A 19,346-nucleotide genomic window follows, 5' to 3' on the forward strand; every position below is an offset into this window, starting at 1 on the left:
CACGAATATGGCTCACTTCAGCATAAGGGACTGACAGCAAAAACACAGATTATCCGTGAATAGATTCAGGCCATGAGACGTAGCGCACAGCGTCACATCTGGTCGTGCCCGGCGTTCTGCATCTGGCGGAGCTCCTTCTTCAGCTCGCCGATCTCATCACGGAGCCGGGCCGCCACCTCGAAGTTCAACTCCTCTGCGGCGTGGTGCATCTGGCCTGTGAGCTGGGCGATCAGGTCGGTAAGGTCCTTCGCCGGCGTCTGCGCGGCTAGTGACTTGCCGGACTTTTTGCCGGTGCTGTCCTCGCCGTCTTCGTTGTCAAAGCTGGTGTATCCGCGGTGACCCTTACCGTATTGGAAGCCCGTGGCCAGTCCACCCATCCCCTGCAGCAGCTCGGCCGTGTCGGCATCCTCGCGGGCGAGCTGATCGGTGATGTCGGCGATCTTCTTCTGCAGCGGGGTGGGATCGATCCCGTGTTCTTTGTTGTACGCGATCTGCCGCTCGCGGCGTCGGTCGGTCTCATCGATCGCGCGGCGCATCGAATCGGTGATCCGGTCCGCGTACATGTGCACCTCACCGGAGACGTTACGGGCAGCACGGCCGATGGTCTGGATCAGCGACGTGGTGGAGCGCAGGAAGCCTTCCTTGTCCGCGTCCAGGATCGCCACCATCGAGACCTCGGGCAGGTCCAGGCCCTCGCGGAGCAGGTTGATCCCGACCACCACGTCGTGGACGCCGCGTCGCAGATCCCGCAGGATCTCGATCCGCTTGAGCGTGTCCACATCCGAGTGCAGGTACTCCACCTTGATGCCGTTCTCCAGCATGTACTCGGTGAGGTCCTCGGCCATCCGCTTGGTCAGCGTGGTGACCAGTACGCGTTCGTTCTTCGCGGTGCGGGTGCGGATCTCCCCCAGCAGGTCATCGATCTGACCCTTGGTCTTCTTGATGATGATCTGCGGGTCCACCAGGCCGGTCGGCCGGATGATCTGCTCCACATAGCCATCGGCCTGGTCCAGCTCGTAGCGCCCGGGCGTGGCCGACAGGTACACGGTCTGACCGATCCGCTCCAGGAACTCATCCCACTTCAGCGGCCGATTGTCCATGGCGGAGGGCAGCCGGAATCCATGGTCCACCAGCGTGCGCTTCCGCGACATGTCACCTTCGTACATGCCGCCGATCTGCGGGATGGTGGCGTGGGACTCGTCGACGATCAGCAGGTAGTCATCCGGGAAGTAGTCCAACAGGCAGTGCGAGGCGGAGCCAGGTCCGCGGCCGTCGATGTGCCGGGAGTAGTTCTCAATCCCGTTGCAGAAGCCCATCTGCTGCATCATCTCGAGGTCATAGGTGGTGCGCATCCGCAACCGCTGAGCCTCCAAGAGCTTGTCCTGGGATTCCAGCTCGGCCAGACGCTCGCGGAGCTCGTCCTCGATGCGGCTGATCGCACTGGCCATCCGCTCGTCACCGGCCACGTAGTGGCTGGCGGGGAAGATGTACATCTCCTCTTCCTCGCGCACCACCGTGCCGGTCAGCGGGTGCAGCGTGGAGATGGACTCGATCTCATCGCCGAAGAACTCGATACGGACCGCGAGCTCCTCGTACATCGGGATGATCTCCACGGTGTCTCCGCGCACACGGAACGTGCCACGGTGGAAGTCGGTGTCATTGCGGGCGTACTGCATCCCGACGAAGCGACGCAGCAGCTCATCGCGCTCGATCTTCTCCCCCACCTCAACCGCGACCATCTGCTTGATGTATTCCTCCGGCGTGCCGAGGCCATAGATGCAGGAGACAGTGGCGACCACGACGACGTCACGCCGGGTCAGCAGCGCATTGGTCGCCGAGTGGCGCAGCCGCTCAACCTCCTCATTGACCGAGGAGTCCTTCTCGATGAAGGTGTCCGTCTGCGGCACATACGCCTCGGGCTGGTAGTAGTCGTAGTAGGAGACGAAATACTCCACCGCGTTGTTCGGCAGCAGCTCCCGAAACTCGTTGGCGAGCTGCGCGGCCAGCGTCTTGTTCTGAACCATGATCAGCGTGGGACGCTGGATCTGTTCGATCAGCCACGCCGAGGTCGCCGACTTGCCGGTGCCGGTGGCACCCATCAGCACGACGTCCTTCTCGCCACCTTCGATGCGCTCTACCAGCTCAGCGATCGCCTTCGGCTGATCACCCGAGGGCTTGAAAGGGCTGATGACCTCAAAGGGGGCAACAGTGCGGCTGATCTTCTGAGCGAGACTCATGCATCAATGCTACTGCTGGGCACTGACACGCCCGTGGAGTTTCTCGTACAGCTCATCGACCTGTGCGTGCAGCTCTTCCAGGGTGCCGGAGTTGTCCAGCACCACGTCAGCAACGGCGGTTCGTTTAGCCTCAGAGGTCTGCGCATCGATGCGAGCCTGGGCGTCCTCGAGGTTCGTGTTCCGGTCCCGGACGATCCGGTCCAGCCGCTGCTCCGCCGGGGCTGAGACCACCACGACCACGTCGAACCGGTCGGCCTGTCCGGTCTCCACCAGCAGCGGGATGTCTTCGACCACGACCGCATCTTCGGGCGCCTGGGCGCGCAGCGCATTGCGGGCGTCGCGGACCCGGGGGTGGACGATCGCGTTGAGCTTGGCTCGAGCGTCGTCGTCCGCGAAGACGATCTGCCCCAGTGCCTCGCGGTCCAGGGCGCCGGAGTCGGAAAGCACGCCGGATCCGAAGGTCTCGACCACTTCTTCGAGGCCCGATGTCCCGGGTTCGAGGGCCTCGCGGGCGAGGATGTCAGCGTCGATGACGATGGCGCCGTGTTCAGCCAACCGCTTGGAGACCGCTGACTTGCCCGAGGCGATTCCGCCGGTCAGGCCCACTGAAAGGATTCGATGCATCCCCTGAGTTTAAATCAGGTGGACGGATGCACGTCAGACCGCGAGCAGCTCCCCGGCCAGCAACGCCGGACCGTGATATTGGTTACATTTTTCGCTTGACACGTCGATCAAGTGCTCCATACGCTCAAGATCAGCAAAAGTGATCGTTCACATTTTGGGCCGTCCGCCAGAGAGGCCCGTTCACGAGCACCTGACATCGGAGTCACTATGCACCAGGCACCACGCAAGACCGTCGCCATCCTCTCCCTCGCAGCGCTGACCTTATCCGCATGCGGCGGGGGCGGTGGTGGCGATGATGAGAACGTTAATCTCCGCTTCACCTGGTGGGGCGGTGATACCCGTCATGCCTACACACAGGAGATCATCGACGCCTTCGAGGAGGAGAATCCGGGCATCACCATCAGTCCGGAGTTCGACTCCTGGGAGGGGTACTGGGACTCCCTCGCCACTCAGTCCGCCGCCCGAGACACCCCGGATGTCATGCAGATGGACCTGTCCTACATCCGCGAGTACATCGAGAACGGACTCCTGCTGGAACTGGACCAGGTGGACACCGGCGCCTTCACCGATGAGCTGCTGGCCACGGGAAGCCAAGATGGCGCCCTATACGGGATGCCGGTCGGCAGCACCTCGCTCGCCATCATGGCCAACGAATCGATCTTCGAGAGCGCCGGCGTGGAGATGCCGGACGACGACACCTGGACCTGGGACGAGTTCGCCGAGATCGCCGCCGAGATCTCCGAGAATTCGGAGGCCTACGGCCAGGCACGACCGTTCAATGATGCGGGCCTTGGGATCTGGCTGCGCCAGCACGCCGGCGCCAACATGGTCACCGAAGACGGGGAGGTCGCGTGGGAGCCAGAGGACGCGGTCCCCTACTTCGAGATGCTGGGGGACTCCTTGGATTCAGGGGCTCTGCCCTCTGGCTCCCAGGTGAACGAGGACCGCGCCGCCGCCTTGGAACAGACCATGATCGCGACCGAGGGTGCGGCCATGGACTCCTGGTGGGACACCCAGATCATCGTGCTCTCCTCCAACGAGGGCGTCGGGCTGACCCCGTTGAAGTTCCCCAGCGAAGCCGGCGACGCTGCGGACGCTCAGCTGTACTACAAGGCGTCGATGTTCTACTCGGTCTACGAAGGCTCCGAGCACCCGGAGGAGGCTCAGCTCTTCATCGACTACCTGGTCAACAACGAAGAAGCCGGGCGTCTCCAGCAGATCGAGCGAGGAATCCCGGGCAACGAGGACGTCCGCGAAGCCATCAGGGATGACCTGGACGAGACCGAGGCCACGGTCCTGGAGCACAACGAAGGCCTCGAAGACATCGTCGCTGACGCTCCACCGCTTCCACCCGAAGGCTTCGGGGCAGTCCAGGAGATCATCTGGCGCTACGAAGAGGAGTTCCTCTTCGGCCGGGTCAGCGCTGAGGAAGCAGCCCAGCGCATGCACGATGAGATCGCAGCCGCGCTGGGCTGAGCCTGGCGGGAGCTCTAGCCGTCCTCCACGCCGTAGGCCCCCATCAGCTGGGCGCCGATGCTGACCAGGTGATCGGTCACGGTGCGGACGGCGAGGCGCTCGTGCCGATCAGGTCTGCTCAGCGCGACGATGCTCCGGGCGGCCCGGACACCGACCAGCGGGCGCAGGACTACGTCTGGCGCGGGCCGGGTGCTGAAGCGTGGCAGCAGACCAATCGCCGCGCTGGCGCCGACCAGGGCTTCGACCAGGTGGTTGTCGCGGAGCCGGAGCGTGCGGTGCACCGGGCGCCCGGTGAGCTGCTCGATCGCCACCGGGATCGCGTCGAAGGGATAGCCCTCAGGCACGCCGACCCACGACAGATCGACGACATCCTCGGGCGTCAGCTGCGTCTTGGCTGCGAGCGCATGATCAGCGGGCAGCACCACGTCGATGGGCTCGCGGGCCAGCACCGTGCTGACAAGCCCCCCGGCGCCGCGGGGCACTCCCCCGCTGATGCTGTGGCTGATCACGATGTCGGCATCCAGGGCGCGGGCGGCGAAATCCGCCTCGGCGATGTCGAAGTCATCCAGGGTCAGCGTGATCGCGGTGTCCCCCAGCCAGCGCAGCCGCTGCGGAAGCAGCACCTGCCCGGCGCTGGGCAGGGTGCCGATGCTGACCAGTCCGCGGGGCTCACCGGTGGCGGCGTCGAACCGAGCCTGCACGCGCGCCAAGCTGGAGATGACCTCATCGGCGCCCTCGGCCAGGAGCTGCCCGGCCGGGGTCAGCCGCACCCCGCGGGAATCGGGCTCCACCAGCTTGACCGCAAGCTCGCGCTCCGCAGTGCGCAGCTGCTGGGACAGTGCCGAGGGTGTGCGGTGGGTGGCTTTGGCCACGGCCGCGAGGGTGCCGCGGGCCGCGATCTCGCGGAGCAGCTCGAGGTGACGGGGTTCCAGATAGCGCGGTGGGAGCTGGCTGGGTTCTGAACGGCAGGCGTCCATGTAGGCAACCTACACGGTCGGTACAGAAGCATTCAGTAGACCTGATGAGTTTTTCGGCGGAGGATGAAGCCATGCCGCTGCGTCACACTCTTCTCGCCCTGCTCGTCGCCGTCCTCTGGGGGCTCAACTTCCTCGCCATCCGGATCTCGCTGGACCAGTTCCCGCCGCTGTTCCTGGCCGGGCTGCGGTTCCTGATCCTGGCTCTGCCGGCGCTGCTCTTCGTGCCCTGGCCCGGGGTCAAGGTCCGGTATCTGCTGGGCTACGGGCTCGGCTTCGGGACGCTGCAGTTCTTCGGCCTCTACCTGGGCATGTCCGCCGGGTTCCCCACCGGGCTCGCCTCCCTGGTGCTGCAGGCCTCGGCACCGTTCACCGTGCTGCTCGGCGCGCTGGTGCTGAAGGAACACATCACCGCACGGCGGGCGACCGGCGTCGCTGTCGCGGTGCTCGGGCTGGGTCTGGTGGGGGTCTCCCGCGGCGTCCTGGACGGGTGGACCCCGTTTCTGCTGGTGCTCTTCGGCGCCTTCGGCTGGGCGTTGGGCAACCTCGCCTCCCGCAAGGCCCAGACCGACCGGCCGATGGCGCTGGTGCTGTGGATGGCGGTGGTCCCCCCGATCCCGTTGCTCAGCGTGGCGTTCCTGGTGGAGGGGCCGGAGGAGATCGGTGCGGCCCTGGCCAGCTCGATCAGCGTCGCCGCGATCCCGGCCTGGCTGGGCCTGACCTACACGATCCTGTTCGGCACCGTGGTGGGTGCGGGGATCTGGGTCTGGCTGATGCGCCGGCACCCGGCCGGGACGGTGGCGCCGTTCTCGATGCTGGTGCCCGTGGTCGGGATCCTCGCCGCCTGGGTCGCGCTCGACGAGGTGCCGACCTGGCTGGAGCTCGCCGGCGGAGTGCTGGTGGTCGGCGGGGTCATCTACGCCTCCGTGCGGGGCACTCCCCCGGCGCAGCCCGCTCCGCCGCCCGAGCCTGCCCCCGTGGATGAACCGGCGCCGACGCACGAGCCCGCAAAGGATCACCCGTTGGAGGGTGCGACGTCGTCGTCGGCCAGGTAGTCGATCACGGTCTCACCGAACCGCTCCTGAGCATCCGGGGTGAGATGGACGCCGTCGTTGGTGGTTCCGGGGACGAAACCGCCGTCGGGGCTGCGGAGGAACTCCAGACCGTCGAAGAACTCCCAACCCTGCTCCTCGGCGAGGTCCTGGAGCATGTCATTGAACTCGGTGCTGCTCGTGGTGGTCTCCGGTTCCCGCGGCGGAATCGCCAGAAGCACGACCCGCTCGGCCGGGGCCTTGGCGACGATCGTCTCCAGGCCCGACGCGGTCTCCTCGAAATCGAGTCTTTGGGCGAGGTCATTCGTGCCGGTCATCACCAGCAGCACCTCCGCGTTCTCGACCTCATCGAGACCCTCCGCCTGCTGGACCGAGGTGGATCCCGCGACCGCCCACCCGCCGGCGAAGCGAAATCCCTCCGCGAGCAGCGTGGAGACCCAGGAGTCGTCCCCGATCTGCCCGGCCGCGAAGTCAGGGGAATCCATCTCGGTGTTGGAATCTCCGACCACCGCCATGCGGTCGCGCTCAGCGGCTCCCTCCGGCCGGGCCAGGATGATCACCACAGTCACGAGGAGCAGGGCTGCAACGGCCAGGGCTGCCCCGCCGAGCGTGACGCGCTTCCAGGCGCGTGGACTGCTGCGAGGCCGCCGCTGCTGACTCATGGGCGCCACGGTATCGCATCTGGTTCCAGAATCCCCCGAACACAGAAAAGTCCCACCCTCAGTCGAGAGCGGGACTTTTCTGTGTCAAGGCCTGCGGATCGGTCGGTCAGGACCGATCAGCGGGGCCGGGAACCAGCGCTGATCAGCGGCTGTTATAGCTGCTGTTCGGCTGGGTCGGGTCCACCGTGGGGACATCCCCGGTGCGGACCCGGTACTCCTCCACGATGGCAGGCTGCTCCGCATGGTCCACATCCGGAGCATTCGCCGGCTGGGTGCCCTCGTGATAGTCCGGGGCCACCACAGCCTCGGTGAGCGAACCGTCCGGCTCCTCCATGCGGCGCTGGTACTCCTCCGGAGGCAGCGTGCGCAGCCAGCGACGGGTGCGCAGGAAGCCAACCTCGCCGGCGTCCTCGCGCATCGCCCGGGAGAGGTTGTACATCATGAAGTAGCCCAGGACGAAGAACGGCAGTCCCAGCACCAGGGCGACGTTCTGCAGCGCAGCCAGCCCACCCTCACCGGTGGCGGTCAGCAGGATCGCGGCGATGAGGCCGATGGAGATGGTCCAGAACGCCCGCTGGTGCAGCGGGGCCTTGCCCTCATAGCCGTTGCACATGTCATCCAGCACCAGGGCGCAGGAGTCCATGGAGGTGATGAAGAAGATGCCGACCAGCATGATAGCGATCGAGGAGGTCAGCGTGGCCAGCGGGAACTCGGCGAGGAACGCGAACAGCGCTCCTTCCACACCGTCCTCGAGCACGGTGTCCACCACTCCGCCGTCACCGTTGAGCTCGATGTCGAAGAGGCCGGTGCCCCAGATGCCGAACCAGACGATGGTGAACAGGGTGGGCAGACCCAGCACGCCGGCGACGAACTGACGCACCGAGCGTCCGCGGGAGATGCGGGCGATGAAGATGCCCACGAAGGGCGCCCAGGCCACGGTCCATGCCCAGTAGAAGATGGTCCAGCCATCCTGCCAGCCGGTGTCCGAGAGCGTGTCATTCCAGAGCGCGAGCTCGGGCAGCATGGAGGCGTAGGTGCCGGCGAACTCGACGACGCCCTTGAGCATGAACACCGTGGGGCCGGTGGCCAGGATGAAGATCAGCAGCAGGATGGCGGTCCAGATGTTGAAGTTCGAGAGCCGCTTGATCCCCTTGTCCACGCCGAGGATCGCCGAGAGCGTCGCGATCAGCGTCACCACCAAGATGATCAGGATGAAGTTCCAGGCCGCGTCGCTGAAGCCGAACAGACGAGCGAGTCCGGCCTGGATCTGCAGGGTGCCCAGGCCGATGGAGACCGCCACGCCGAAGATCGTGCCGACTACGGCAAAGATGTCGATGGCCTTGCCGGCCGGTCCGTGGATCTTGTCACCGAGCATCGGCTGGAAGATCGAGGAGACGCGCGGGGGCAGGTTCCTCTTGTAGATGAAGTACGCGAAGGCCAGTCCGGGCAGCGCGAAGATCGTCCAGGTGTGCAGGCCGAAGTGGTAGAGCGTGAAGCCCATGGCCTCGTTCGCGGCCTCGATGGAACGGGGCTCCACTCCCTCCTGCGCGCCGCGAGGCGGCTCAGCAAAGTGGTAGGCGGGCTCGGCCACCGCCCAGAACATCAGGATGGTGCCGATGCCGGCGGCGAAGAGCATGCCGAACCAGGCCATGTCCGAGTGTTCTGGGGTCTCCCCGTCGGCACCGAGCTTGATCCGTCCGAAGCGTCCGAAGCCGATGAAGACGAGGAAGATCAGGAAGATCGTCACGCCGGAGATGTAGAACCAGCCGAGGTTGTCATAGATCCACCCGGAGCCGGCGCCGAAGAAGTCACCCATTCCGGTGGGCATGAGGAGCGTCAGGATCGTGAATCCGAGGACGATCGCTGCGGAGGTGAAGAAGACGATCGGGCTGGTTCTCAGCCGGAGCACGTCGTGGAGCCGTTGCAGCATCATTGCCTTTCATGGGAGTAGTCACTGCCCACGCCCGGCAGACTGACGACCCTCGGCTCCCCGCGGAGCTCGAGACTGCGGCCTGACGAGCGGGAGATCGTCCCTACGGTATGGAATTTGTTCCGTTGATGCACTTTCACAGCCGTCCGCTTGCCGGACTTTCGGGGCGTCTGCGGTAGGAGCAAGTTCAACACAGACCCCCGTCTCCCGGCATGAGCCGCATGCGGGGACGCTATCTCATTCATGTAACGATTCTGTGTACAACCTGGTGTGGAGCTGTCTGTGAGCCTGGATCGGGGTTGTCGGGAGCCGGCCGAGACCGATCCTCTAAGCTGGCTCTATGCCTTTTCCTGCGGGTCAGACCCCCGATGTCCAGCCCTCCGCGCTCACTCAGAGCTTCGACTTCACCCCGATCAGTCCCCCACCGGATGCGGTGGACCTGCTGCTGCTCGACACCGCCGCCGCCTGGTGGGAGAACGGCCACCCGCGTGAGGGGGTGCTGATCCTCGATGACCGCTCCGGGGCGATCACGCTGCCGATCCTGGACTCCCTGATCAAGGACGCCGGCAAGCCCGGCGCCGTCTGCGCGAAGGTCGAGGACGCCGTGGCCGCGGTGCGGGTGCTCTCCGATGAGCTCGGCGCCGAGCGCGCGCTGCAGGGCAACGCCCGCCGCGCCGATCTGCCCGCCCCGGCCCCCTCCGAGCTGCCGACCCTCACCGAGCAGGCCCCGGAGGCGTTCACCGGGGTGCACACGGTGCTGATGCACCTGCCGCGGTCTTTGGAGACACTCACTGACTGGGCGTGGCTGATCCGGGAGCACGCGGCGAGCGACGTCGTCGTTCTGGCGGTGGGCCGGGACAAGCACATGAACCACTCGATGAACCAGGTGCTGGAGAAGAACTTCAGCGACGTCTCGGCAGGCCGCGGCCGCTCGAAGTCCCGGGTGCTCACCGCCCGCGGACCGTGCGACGGCGTGCCCACCTCCGCGCCGCGGAAGAACACCCACCAGCTGGCCATCCCCGGGAAGGGCTCCACCGAGCTGACCCTGTGCAGCCTGGGCGCCACCTACGGCGGCACCAAGCTCGATCCCGGCACCCGGCTGATGCTCGAGGCCGTGGAGGCCCACGAGGGCTTCCCGGGAGCCGAGTACGTGATCGACTTCGGCTCCGGCAACGGCACGGTGAGCGCGTTCCTGACGCTGCGGCACCCGCAGCTGAAGGTCATCGCCACCGATCATTCGGCGTCTGCGGTGCAGTCCACCCAGCTCACCGCCGAAGCCAACGGGGTGGCCGACAGGGTCGAGACGGTCCGCGACGATGCGCTCTCCCGCTTCGAGGACGGCTCCGCCGAGGTGATCCTGCTGAACCCACCGTTCCACCAGGGCAATGCGGTGGACCCCGGTGCCGCACACCGGCTGATCCGGGCCGCGGGACGGGTGCTGGCTCCGGGCGGACGGATCTACAGCGTCTGGAACTCCCACCTGAAGCACCGCACGGTGCTCTCCAAGGAGGTCGGGCTCACCGAGCAGCTCGCCCGCGACGCCCGGTTCACCGTGACGGTGTCCACCAAGCGCTAGAGAGTCACCGCCAGAGCAGCACCGCAGACACAGAGAAGGCCGGTCCCACCCGCAGGTGGAACCGGCCTTCTCTGTGTCACTCAGGCGGGATCAATGATCCGCCCGCATGGGGTTCAGCTGTTTCCGGTGAGCTTCTCGCGCAGCGCAGCCAGCGCCTCGTCGGAGGCCAGCGTGCCGGCATCCTCGGAGGAGGTGTTCTGCGAGGAGGAGTAGTTCGACGGAGCCGGCTCCGACTTGCTGGAGCTGGATGAGCTCGAGGAGCTGGAACCGACGGTGGCCTGTGCGGCAGCTTCGGCGTCGGCCTCGATGGCGGCGACGACCTGCTTCTTGTGCGCTTCCCACCGCTCCTGGGCCTTGGCGTACTGGGCCTCCCAGACGTTGCGCTGCTCCTCGTAGCCTTCCATCCACTCGTTGGTCTCCGGATCGAAGCCCTCGGGGTAGAGGTAGTTGCCGGCGTCGTCGTACTGAGCGTCCATGCCGTAGACGGCCGGATCGAACTCGGCACCTTCGGGATCGACACCCTCGTTGGCCTGCTTCAGCGAGAGGCTGATGCGGCGGCGCTCGAGATCGATGTCGATGACCTTGACGAAGAGCTCGTCACCGACGGAGACGACCTGCTCGGCGAGATCAACGTGGCGGACTGCCAGCTCGGAGATGTGCACCAGACCCTCGATGCCGTCTTCGACGCGGACGAATGCACCGAAGGGCACCAGCTTGGTGACCTTGCCGGGGACGACCTGGCCCAGCGCGTGGGTGCGGGCGAAGGTCTGCCACGGATCTTCCTGGGTGGCCTTGAGCGACAGGGAGACGCGTTCGCGATCCATGTCCACCTCGAGAACCTCCACGGTGACTTCCTGGCCGACCTCGACAACCTCGTTCGGGTGATCGATGTGCTTCCAGGAAAGCTCCGAGACGTGGACCAGACCGTCGACGCCGCCGAGATCCACGAACGCACCGAAGTTGACGATCGAGGAGACGGTGCCGGTGCGGACCTGTCCGCGCTCGAGCTTGTTGAGGAAGGAGGAGCGGACCTCGGACTGGGTCTGCTCGAGCCATGCGCGGCGGGACAGGACCACGTTGTTGCGGTTCTTGTCCAGCTCGATGATCTTGGCTTCGATCTCCTGGCCGATGTAGGGCGCGAGATCGCGGACACGGCGCATCTCGACCAGCGATGCGGGCAGGAAGCCGCGCAGACCGATGTCGAGGATGAGGCCGCCCTTGACGACCTCGATGACGGTGCCGGAGACGACGCCGTCCTCTTCCTTGATGCGCTCGATGTCGCCCCAGGCGCGCTCGTACTGTGCGCGCTTCTTGGAGAGGATCAGGCGGCCTTCTTTGTCCTCCTTGGTGAGGACCAGAGCCTCCACCAGATCGCCGACTGCGACGACCTCGTCCGGGTTCACATCATGCTTGATGGACAGCTCGCGGGACGGGATGACGCCTTCGGTCTTGTACCCGATGTCGAGGAGGACCTCGTCGCGGTCGACCTTGACGATGGTGCCCTCAACGAGGTCTCCGTCGTTGAAGTACTTCATAGTCGCATCTACAGCGGCGAGGAACTCTTCTGCGGTGCCAATGTCGTTGATGGCGACCTGTGGGGCAGTGGTGGTGGGGGTCATGTAGTAGGGGCTCCGTTATGGATTGTGGCTGAATGGTCAGTGCACGGTGCCGACATCGTGAGATGACATGTCTATGCACTGAGCGTTGGACAGATGAACAGGGTGAGCTCGGCAGGTCCCGATTCCGGCGAAGACGCCGAAGGGCGGACTTTCGAGCAAGGTCTGCATCAGATGTCGTGTTCGACTCTGTGCGCAGAACGCGCTGGGCCAGTTTATACCGGCAATCCAATACGAATCAACCGGTGGACGTGGGCGGTGACTTGCTCAGAAATGTGTCGCGCAGAAGGGAACGGAGGGCAGGTCCAGGATCTTCGCGATCCGTTCCACGTCCGCGGCGGTGGTGTCTTTGAGCCGGCCGGCGGCGTGCAGCGTGCGCACGGAGAGGTCACCCAGGTAGAGCGAACCGAGGGCCTCGACGCTGAGCTGGAGCGTGGGGAGATCTGCTGCGGTTTGCTCGGTCCCGGGGGTTCCCGAGGCGTCACCCGCAGCGGCGCGGGTGACGGTGGCGGCGCCGTCGTCGACCTTCACGGTGAAGCTGCCGCCGGTGATGCCCAGCGGGTCCTCGAGCTCGAGCCGGAACGCGCCGTCGGCGGTCCAGGCGCGGGCCTCGAGGGCCTTGACCACATCGAGGATCCGCACCCAGAGCAGATCCGCGAGTGCGGTGACCTGATAGCTGCGCGGGTTGACCAGCGCGGACTGCAGCGGGTCGACCACCGGGGCGGTGCGCATGGTGGCGCGGCGGACGATGTCGAGTCCGGCGATGTAGTCCCAGAGCGCGAGGTGGCTCTGGTCATCGGCGGCGATCAGGTCCCCGATCCGGATGGTGCTGGGGTCGGTGTCCCAGCCTTCGTGCTTGAAGGTGACGTAGCCGCCGATGGTCCCGTCCTCGCGGACATGCACCGCGGCGCGCAGCTTGCGGTTCCAGGCGGCGGGATCCTCGGAGTTCCAACGTGCCGTGGCGGCCATCTGGTAGGTCTGCTGGCGTCCGATGGAGCCGCGGGTGCGGGCGTGGAATGCCTCGAAGCTGGTGTTGATGACGTCGTCGAGCTTGACCGGGTCTGCGGAGAGGACGCGTCCGGCGGGCTTGCTGCGCAGCGCGAAGCCCTGGCCCTGACCCTCGCCGAGGTCCACCCGGATGTTGGCCTCGCGGGTGGCGACGCCGAAGCCGAAACGGCCGTAGATGCCGCCCTCGGAGACGGTCAGCGCGGCCAGGGCCATGCCGTCCTCCACCGCGCGGGCGAGTGAGGACGTCATCATGTGCTTGAGGATGCCGCGGCGGCGGAAGCTCGGGTTCACCGTGACCACCGTGATCAGCCGTGCCGGCAGCGGGCCAGCTGGCCCCCCGGCGTTGAGCGTCTTGTCGTAGTCGACGAAGGTCCCGACCGGGTGGTCGGCGTCGAAGCCGACCTCGGTGAACGCCTGACCCCAGGGCTCCTCGGCGGCGGCGTCCCGGTCCACATAGACCCCGGTGAGCATCTGCTCGTCCTTGACCAGAATCTGGCCGACGTGGTTGATCTGCTCGTCGGTGAACCAGGGCTCGTAGAAGCCCTGCTCAGCGGTCCGGGCGAAGGCCGCGGTCTTCGCGTCGACCGTCTTGCCGTCGGAGTTCAGGCCCGCGGGGAGGGTCTCACTGCGGAGGCCAGGGGCAAGCGGAGCGATCTCGGGCGGCTGGGGGGAGGTCTGGTTCGTCACGAGGCACTACGTTATCGGTCCGGCGGGGCGGGGGCCAGATGAGGCGGCAAGGTTGTGGCGGCGCGGCTGTGCCTACCCGAAAGTCAGCCTGAGAGCTTGTCCGCGGAGAGCAAAACCCCCGGCCAGAGGGTTCTAGAGACCCAGGTAATTCAGATATGGTCGACCTGTAGCTCAAGCAGCGGGCTCTTGGAACCATCTTTCAAGGCAGGCTTCTTGCAGCACTTCCCTACGGTCGGTGACCCGACTTTCTCCGCCACTGGCGGTCCACGGCTCACTCAGAGCACTGACACCCTTACCCCCGGGCCTCCCTGGTGCGCCGCATGATGCAGGTACACGAGCTCATGTCCGCCGCCCCGCGAAGCATCTGGATGACCCAATCTCTGCCCGACGCGGTCAGCCTGTTCGATCACCAGAACCCAGCGGCCGTCGTCGTCGACCTGCGGGGCCACCCAGTCGGGCTGATCACCAAGGCAGCGGTCTCCCGCGAGGCCGGGAAGAACCCCGACCGGTGGAGCAGCATCAGGTGCGCGCACTTGATGGAGCCGCTCACCAGCCGGCTGCGACCCGATGACTCCATCGAGGGGGTCCTGGCCCTCTATCGCGACGGCGGCCCACGACCGCTGCTGGTCTTCAACGGAGACCACCCCATCGGGGTGCTCTACCCGGAATACGTCCTGGCCTCGACGCGGGCGTCCGAAAGACCACCACCTTTCGTGGTGACTTCAGGCCCCGAGTCCTCCACCGAGACTCACGCAGATATCTTCTGACAGGAGAAACCCCGCATCATGACGACCGTCGCAGATCTGATGACCCTCGGCGTGCCGCGTCTCACCGAGCACTGCACCTTGGAAGACGCCACTCGCGCCTTAGATCAATCCGATATCGATGTCCTCCCGCTCTGCGATTCTGACGGGGCACTGCTCGGCGTGATCACGCGCCAGGACATCTCTCGCGCTTTCCGCTCCCTCGGAGAACTCGCGAGCTCGTTGAGAGCCCAACACCTGATGAAGCCTGACGCACCGAGCATCGGACTCCGCGACTCGGTCGAGAAGGCGATGGCCCAGATGGCCATCCACCAGACCCAGCACCTCCCCGTCCTGGACGGGGCCGCTGTCTGTGGCATCCTCACCAGCGCCCAGATCGGCCACGCCCGCCCCAAGGTGGATATCGAAGAACTCATCGACTACGTCAAGCTCCCGACGGACCCCGCTCTGGCGTCATTCTCCTGAGGTCCCCAGGCATCCCGCCTCGCGCGGGGCCGTCATTGATCTTGCGACCGGGTTCATCAGAAGCCTGAACTCCTGCTCCTGCGAGCCGCAGTGGACCGGCGGCGCGATTCGCTGCCGATCGGATCTTGGGAGCGTTCCTCAAGCCCTGCTCGTCCCGAGGACGATGGTGGGGCCGTCGTTCCAGGCTCATCTCCGGCGGCCTCGTCAGCCAGCACGGTCTCGGCGAGGATGCGGGCCTCAAGCCCTGCTGGCAGGCTCTCCTCACGCCACGTCACCTCGGCTTTGTCGAGCCGTCCCATGATTCCCCGGAGCTCCTCGAGCTCGACGTCGATCGAGGGGTCTGCTGCCCGGGCCTGGTCGAGCTCCTGCCGTTCGCCATCACTGAGGCTGTCTGCCAAGGCACCAGCTATGAGGACTTCTCGCCGTGAGGGAATGTTCTCCATACTCAGACTTAGCCTCCTCGCCCTGTTCCATAATGATTGCGCGTCGCAATACGTTTCGCATACAAGTATGCACCAGAAGCCTGGACCATTATGGCGGTGGTAACAACACTACGGAATCGCGATCAAGCCACTAGTACCGACTCCGAAAGACAAGTTTATGTGCAAACGAGGCATCATTCCTTGCTCTCCTCCGGACGCGGGGTGCTTGGAATCCTGGAGAGAAAGTCCGTCTTACCGGTCGAAATCTGGTTCCCCTCAGAGCATCCGTACGGCTGGATTCCTGCCTGTCCGACTCCTTCGCGAGACCGTGAACTTCCTTTGAAATCAAGGCGCAGTCTGGATCCAGGAGCCTCGGACCAGGCTTTTTCCTCTCAGTAAACACGAGGAGCAAGACCCCGTTGGCTCCGCATCAGACCATCGGAGCCTCCTCTAGGTCTCGCACACCCACGGAGGATTTCGCGATCATAACGCCCATTCATTGCCTCACATTGGGCTGATGGAAGCCTGCACGTTTGGCGGGACTTAGTAAATTTTAGATTGTTGCAGCCGAGTATCATGCGCAATCAATCCTCGACCTATCCCCCCAATGATGCTGCGGGCAGAAGGTGTTAGGTCTCACAGCTGCGGAGCTCCGCCCCACCCACCAGTGCACCGCTGACACCAGTACTGATGGGCCGCACACTCCCGCCAGCACTGGTCCCGGACACGCCGGAGCATGACCGGCCCGCATTTCATTGACAATGATCGATCCAGCTCTCCATACTCAAGATCGACGGTCATCAATATTACGGGGAGAAGGGGTTGGACCATGAGCACATCACCGAAAACCGACGACGACGCCACCGGCGCGCACGAACACGTCCTGCACCGGATCAGCGAGGAGCTCGCTGTGACCTTCGCCGGCGTATTCGCCGCTGAGACGATCGAGCGCTATGTCTTTGAGTCCTACGCCTCCCTGGCGCGCACGGCGAAGATCAAGACCTACCTGCCGATCCTCACTCGTCGCTTCGCGCAGGACCGGCTCAACGCCCTCGCCCACGCCCAGGGCAAACAACTCAGCGGGATCCCGGAGGTCCTCTTCGTCTGCGTCCAGAACGCCGGTCGGTCCCAGATGGCCGCAGCGCTCCTCAAGGACCTCACCCAGGGAGCCATCAACGTCCGCTCCGCCGGGTCGATGCCCTCCGAGCACCTGGACGAGAACGTCGTCACAGCCATGGAGGAGGTCGGGATCAGCCTCGACGAGCAGTTCCCCAAGCCGCTCACCGACGACGTCGTCCAGGCCGCGGACGTCGTGATCACCATGGGCTGCGGCGACACCTGCCCGATCTACCCCGGGAAGAGGTACGAGGACTGGAACATCAGTGACCCTGCGGCCTTGGACCTTGAAGGTGTTCGCAGCGTCCGGGAGGTGCTGAGGACCCGCGTCAAGGAGCTGGCCGCAGGGTTGGTCACGCTGCCGTGACGTACCGAAGGTCGCGGGGGGCCGCCATGTGCAGCAGGGACTGCCCCTCGCCGTTCGGGAGCTTTCCGATTCGCCGGAGCCCGGCCCACATGGTGGCCTGATTGGCGGTGATGATCGGCTTGCCCAGTTCAGCTTCCAGGGGCGCGATGAGGTCGTAGGTGGGAAGATTCGTGCAGCTGACCACGATGGCCTCGGCCTCGGGTGTATCGGCCCGACGGATCAGCTCCGCCGTCCGCGCGTAGGGGACCTCCCAGATGCGGCCGTCGAGCCCGAGCTCAGCCGTTCCGGTCACCGTGATGCCGTACTGATCGAGGAACGACTCCAAGAGCAGGGACAGCGTCGGCGTGTACGGGGTCGCGGTCGCAACCTGCTTGATCCCGAGGGAGGCGAGAGCTTCCACCATCGCCCCGGACGTCGTCACCGCGTCACGAGCACCGGCATCGGTCATCGCCCGAACGAGATCCTCTTGACCTGACCGACCACTCACGAAGCTCCCGGAGGAACAGGCGTAGAGGACCACGCCTGCGCGACCGGCGGTGAGGCTGCGGACACTGTCAGTGACCACCCTGGCCTCGGCGACCTCCCGGGCGAACTCCACGGTGACCCCCTCGTCCAAGAACGGCGTCCGGGTCACCAGCAGGTCGACATCGGCGGGGAGCCAGCGCCACAGCTCGGCGTCGAGCTCCATGTCGAACGGCATGACCACACCGAGCGCCTCCCGGAGCGGCGGGCCGGAGATGGGGCCAGCAGGTTGCGGTGTCATGTCTGCTCCTGATGCATCTCGTGATTCGTGGAACGACAATCCCGAAAGATCCGCCATGACGCCCGAACCGCACTGCGACTGGTGGATACTCCAATTCTAGGGGTTCCCACCCGCTCGGAGGTTTCGGCCACGTGAATACCAGCGGGGATCCTTCCCGGCCTGGGTCCGTGCAGATCGGAGGTCACAGGTCGGCGGTCACAGGTCAGCGGTCGCAGGTCGGCCGGTGGGTCAGATCAGTGGCTCGATTCCGTCTCGGCGCGGGCGAAGCTCAGGGTCTCTCCACGAGCGCCGCCCATCCAGATGTCCTGGCACGCAGCGGCGAGCTCTTCGAGTCCCTCCTCGATCGTGGCGAAGACATTCCCCGGCACCCACCCGACGTCACCGTTGATCAGCAGGTTGTTGCGTCCGTAGAAGACGGCAAGGTCGATCAGCAGCCGGTTCTCGGCGGTCCCGGCGGATGCCTCGTACCCATAGGCGGGGTTCTCCAGCACACCCTCAAAGGTGAAATAGCACAGGTCCCCCGGGATGGGCGTGACCGTCTGATTCTCGGGGCCAGGCTCCTCGGATGCGAAGGCCGGGACCAGGGCATAGATCTCATTGCGGGCGAATTTGCCGTGGTACACCTGACCGGACTGGGGCAGTGCCTGCCAGACCGCCTCCGCGGTGCGCGGGGCCTCGGCGTCGAGCAATCGGGCCCTCGCGGTGACGCCGCGCTTCTCCAGCGTGATGGTGAGGTAGCGGGTCATCAGCAGTCTCCATTCGATGGCCTCCAGGCACCACAGGACGGCACCCTATGTTTGTCTACAAGGTACCTGTAGATTTTTTCGGAGAGACTCGCCACGCACTATGAGAGGGCACTTCGTCATGTACACCCTCGCCATCCTCTACCCCGGATACAGCGCGGAGGATGAGTTCCCCGCCCTGGAGCAGCTGATTCCGGACGCCTCGTTCCCGGTGATCCACACCTGGGAGGGCGGCACCGCCCACGACGTCGAAGCCCTGCTGGCTCTGGGATCCCGAGACACCCTAGCGCCGGCCGCCGAGCGGGCCCGTGAGCTGTCTCCCGACGCAGCGATGTGGGCGTGCACCTCGGGCAGCTTCGTCTATGGTCGGGATGGCTGCCGGGAACAGGCGGGATGGATCGAGGAGGCCGCCGGCGTCCCGTCCTCCTCCACCTCTCTGGCCTTCGCCGACGCGGCGCACCACCTGGGCCTGAGCCGGGTCGCGGTGGCAGCGACCTACCCGGAGGAGGTCGCGGGGCATTTCGTGCGGTTCCTGGAGCAGGATGGGATCGCGGTGACCGCACTGTCCACCTATGACGTTCCCAGCGGCGAAGAGGCCGGCCGGCTGGACGCCGAGTGGGTGCTGACGACCGCCCGCGCCGCAGACCTGACCGACGCGCAGTGCCTGCTGATCCCGGACACGGCGCTGCACACGATCGCCCTGCTGCCCCGGCTCGAAGAAGACCTCGGTATGCCGGTGCTCACCGCCAACCAGGTCACCGCCTGGCAGGGGCTTCGCCTGGCCGGCCACCCGGCTCGGGCCGAGGGGCTAGGGGCCCTGTTTCGCCGCTGAGCAGATTGCAGCCGGCTGGACCGTATCGCCCA

17 protein-coding genes are annotated in these 19,346 nt (G+C 65.7%); 7 read left to right on the top strand and 10 right to left on the bottom strand.

The genetic code is table 11. The features are described 5' to 3' along the window. Positions 1-92: 92 nt before the first annotated feature. Positions 93-2,237, bottom strand: coding sequence for an excinuclease ABC subunit UvrB (gene uvrB / locus ACHAA4_RS03220; protein ID WP_435772738.1), 2,145 nt, complete (start codon positions 2,235-2,237; stop codon positions 93-95). 9 nt (positions 2,238-2,246) lie between these two features. After that, positions 2,247-2,861, bottom strand: coding sequence for a dephospho-CoA kinase (coaE, locus tag ACHAA4_RS03225; protein ID WP_435772739.1), 615 nt, complete (start codon positions 2,859-2,861; stop codon positions 2,247-2,249). 207 nt (positions 2,862-3,068) lie between these two features. Here coaE and ACHAA4_RS03230 point away from each other — a divergent pair, with 207 nt between their 5' ends. Next, entirely contained in the window at positions 3,069-4,337 is a 1,269-nt protein-coding gene (locus tag ACHAA4_RS03230; RefSeq protein WP_435772740.1) for an ABC transporter substrate-binding protein, read from the top strand. 14 nt (positions 4,338-4,351) lie between these two features. Here ACHAA4_RS03230 and ACHAA4_RS03235 read toward each other — a convergent pair whose 3' ends face one another. Next, entirely contained in the window at positions 4,352-5,314 is a 963-nt protein-coding gene (locus ACHAA4_RS03235) for a LysR family transcriptional regulator (RefSeq protein WP_435772741.1), read from the bottom strand. Between the two features lie 71 nt (positions 5,315-5,385). On the opposite strand from ACHAA4_RS03235, the gene ACHAA4_RS03240 reads away from it, so the two are divergent. Further along, complete coding sequence (locus ACHAA4_RS03240; RefSeq protein WP_435772982.1) at positions 5,386-6,366, top strand: EamA family transporter; 981 nt, start codon at positions 5,386-5,388, stop codon at positions 6,364-6,366. Here ACHAA4_RS03240 and ACHAA4_RS03245 read toward each other — a convergent pair. Both ACHAA4_RS03245 and ACHAA4_RS03250 read right to left on the bottom strand, forming a co-directional pair. After that, positions 6,327-7,025, bottom strand: a complete 699-nt coding sequence (locus tag ACHAA4_RS03245; RefSeq protein WP_435772742.1) for an SGNH/GDSL hydrolase family protein — start codon at positions 7,023-7,025, stop codon at positions 6,327-6,329. The two genes, ACHAA4_RS03240 and ACHAA4_RS03245, sit on opposite strands and share 40 nt — an antisense overlap. Positions 7,026-7,167: 142 nt before the next feature. Continuing rightward, the gene (locus ACHAA4_RS03250) at positions 7,168-8,955 is read right to left on the bottom strand and encodes a BCCT family transporter (protein ID WP_435772983.1); all 1,788 of its coding nucleotides are present in this window, start codon (positions 8,953-8,955) and stop codon (positions 7,168-7,170) included. 340 nt (positions 8,956-9,295) lie between these two features. Between ACHAA4_RS03250 and ACHAA4_RS03255 the strand changes: the two genes are divergently transcribed. After that, positions 9,296-10,531, top strand: coding sequence for a class I SAM-dependent methyltransferase (locus tag ACHAA4_RS03255; RefSeq protein ID WP_435772743.1), 1,236 nt, complete (start codon positions 9,296-9,298; stop codon positions 10,529-10,531). Between the two features lie 113 nt (positions 10,532-10,644). On the opposite strand, the gene rpsA is transcribed toward ACHAA4_RS03255, so the two are convergent. Next, complete coding sequence (gene rpsA / locus ACHAA4_RS03260) at positions 10,645-12,150, bottom strand: 30S ribosomal protein S1 (protein ID WP_435772744.1); 1,506 nt, start codon at positions 12,148-12,150, stop codon at positions 10,645-10,647. Positions 12,151-12,414: 264 nt separating this feature from the next. Then, positions 12,415-13,842, bottom strand: a complete 1,428-nt coding sequence (locus tag ACHAA4_RS03265) for a GNAT family N-acetyltransferase (RefSeq protein ID WP_435772745.1) — start codon at positions 13,840-13,842, stop codon at positions 12,415-12,417. Positions 13,843-14,183: 341 nt separating this feature from the next. Between ACHAA4_RS03265 and ACHAA4_RS03270 the strand changes: the two genes are divergently transcribed. Further along, entirely contained in the window at positions 14,184-14,609 is a 426-nt protein-coding gene (locus ACHAA4_RS03270) for a CBS domain-containing protein (RefSeq protein ID WP_435772984.1), read from the top strand. Positions 14,610-14,627: 18 nt separating this feature from the next. Beyond that, positions 14,628-15,071 (top strand): CBS domain-containing protein, encoded by a 444-nt coding sequence (locus ACHAA4_RS03275; RefSeq protein ID WP_435772746.1) that lies wholly within the window; start codon positions 14,628-14,630, stop codon positions 15,069-15,071. A gap of 56 nt (positions 15,072-15,127) precedes the next feature. Here the strand turns inward: ACHAA4_RS03275 and ACHAA4_RS03280 are convergent, their stop codons facing one another. After that, a complete protein-coding gene (locus ACHAA4_RS03280) occupies positions 15,128-15,469 on the bottom strand; it encodes a hypothetical protein (protein ID WP_435772747.1) in 342 nt (113 codons plus the stop codon). Positions 15,470-16,322: 853 nt separating this feature from the next. Here ACHAA4_RS03280 and ACHAA4_RS03285 point away from each other — a divergent pair. Continuing rightward, the gene (locus ACHAA4_RS03285; protein ID WP_435772748.1) at positions 16,323-16,976 is read left to right on the top strand and encodes an arsenate reductase ArsC; all 654 of its coding nucleotides are present in this window, start codon (positions 16,323-16,325) and stop codon (positions 16,974-16,976) included. Here ACHAA4_RS03285 and ACHAA4_RS03290 read toward each other — a convergent pair. Together ACHAA4_RS03290 and ACHAA4_RS03295 are read right to left on the bottom strand one after the other, a co-directional pair. Then, positions 16,963-17,739: a maleate cis-trans isomerase family protein gene (locus ACHAA4_RS03290; protein WP_435772749.1), complete on the bottom strand. Its 777-nt coding sequence runs from the start codon at positions 17,737-17,739 to the stop codon at positions 16,963-16,965. The genes ACHAA4_RS03285 and ACHAA4_RS03290 overlap by 14 nt on opposite strands. 233 nt (positions 17,740-17,972) lie before the next feature. Then, complete coding sequence (locus ACHAA4_RS03295; RefSeq protein ID WP_435772750.1) at positions 17,973-18,485, bottom strand: DUF3830 family protein; 513 nt, start codon at positions 18,483-18,485, stop codon at positions 17,973-17,975. A 118-nt stretch (positions 18,486-18,603) separates the two neighbouring features. Between ACHAA4_RS03295 and ACHAA4_RS03300 the strand changes: the two genes are divergently transcribed. Further along, a complete protein-coding gene (locus ACHAA4_RS03300; protein WP_435772751.1) occupies positions 18,604-19,314 on the top strand; it encodes a maleate cis-trans isomerase family protein in 711 nt (236 codons plus the stop codon). Positions 19,315-19,346: the final 32 nt, after the last annotated feature.

It is taken from the genome of Nesterenkonia maliinae (assembly GCF_051262655.1).
In the GTDB taxonomy this organism is placed as follows: domain Bacteria; phylum Actinomycetota; class Actinomycetes; order Actinomycetales; family Micrococcaceae; genus Nesterenkonia.

Bases quoted from the DNA above. Each gene is read 5' to 3' on its own strand.
- coaE (WP_435772739.1), bottom strand. From the start codon at position 2,861: ATGCATCGAATCCTTTCAGTGGGCCTGACCGGCGGAATCGCCTCGGGC.
- ACHAA4_RS03255 (WP_435772743.1), top strand. From the start codon at position 9,296: ATGCCTTTTCCTGCGGGTCAGACCCCCGATGTCCAGCCCTCCGCGCTC.
- ACHAA4_RS03295 (WP_435772750.1), bottom strand. From the start codon at position 18,485: ATGACCCGCTACCTCACCATCACGCTGGAGAAGCGCGGCGTCACCGCG.
- ACHAA4_RS03290 (WP_435772749.1), bottom strand. From the start codon at position 17,739: ATGACACCGCAACCTGCTGGCCCCATCTCCGGCCCGCCGCTCCGGGAG.
- ACHAA4_RS03245 (WP_435772742.1), bottom strand. From the start codon at position 7,025: ATGAGTCAGCAGCGGCGGCCTCGCAGCAGTCCACGCGCCTGGAAGCGC.
- ACHAA4_RS03300 (WP_435772751.1), top strand. From the start codon at position 18,604: ATGTACACCCTCGCCATCCTCTACCCCGGATACAGCGCGGAGGATGAG.
- uvrB (WP_435772738.1), bottom strand. From the start codon at position 2,237: ATGAGTCTCGCTCAGAAGATCAGCCGCACTGTTGCCCCCTTTGAGGTC.
- ACHAA4_RS03270 (WP_435772984.1), top strand. From the start codon at position 14,184: ATGTCCGCCGCCCCGCGAAGCATCTGGATGACCCAATCTCTGCCCGAC.
- ACHAA4_RS03285 (WP_435772748.1), top strand. From the start codon at position 16,323: ATGAGCACATCACCGAAAACCGACGACGACGCCACCGGCGCGCACGAA.
- ACHAA4_RS03250 (WP_435772983.1), bottom strand. From the start codon at position 8,955: ATGCTGCAACGGCTCCACGACGTGCTCCGGCTGAGAACCAGCCCGATC.
- ACHAA4_RS03275 (WP_435772746.1), top strand. From the start codon at position 14,628: ATGACGACCGTCGCAGATCTGATGACCCTCGGCGTGCCGCGTCTCACC.
- rpsA (WP_435772744.1), bottom strand. From the start codon at position 12,150: ATGACCCCCACCACCACTGCCCCACAGGTCGCCATCAACGACATTGGC.
- ACHAA4_RS03240 (WP_435772982.1), top strand. From the start codon at position 5,386: ATGCCGCTGCGTCACACTCTTCTCGCCCTGCTCGTCGCCGTCCTCTGG.
- ACHAA4_RS03235 (WP_435772741.1), bottom strand. From the start codon at position 5,314: ATGGACGCCTGCCGTTCAGAACCCAGCCAGCTCCCACCGCGCTATCTG.
- ACHAA4_RS03230 (WP_435772740.1), top strand. From the start codon at position 3,069: ATGCACCAGGCACCACGCAAGACCGTCGCCATCCTCTCCCTCGCAGCG.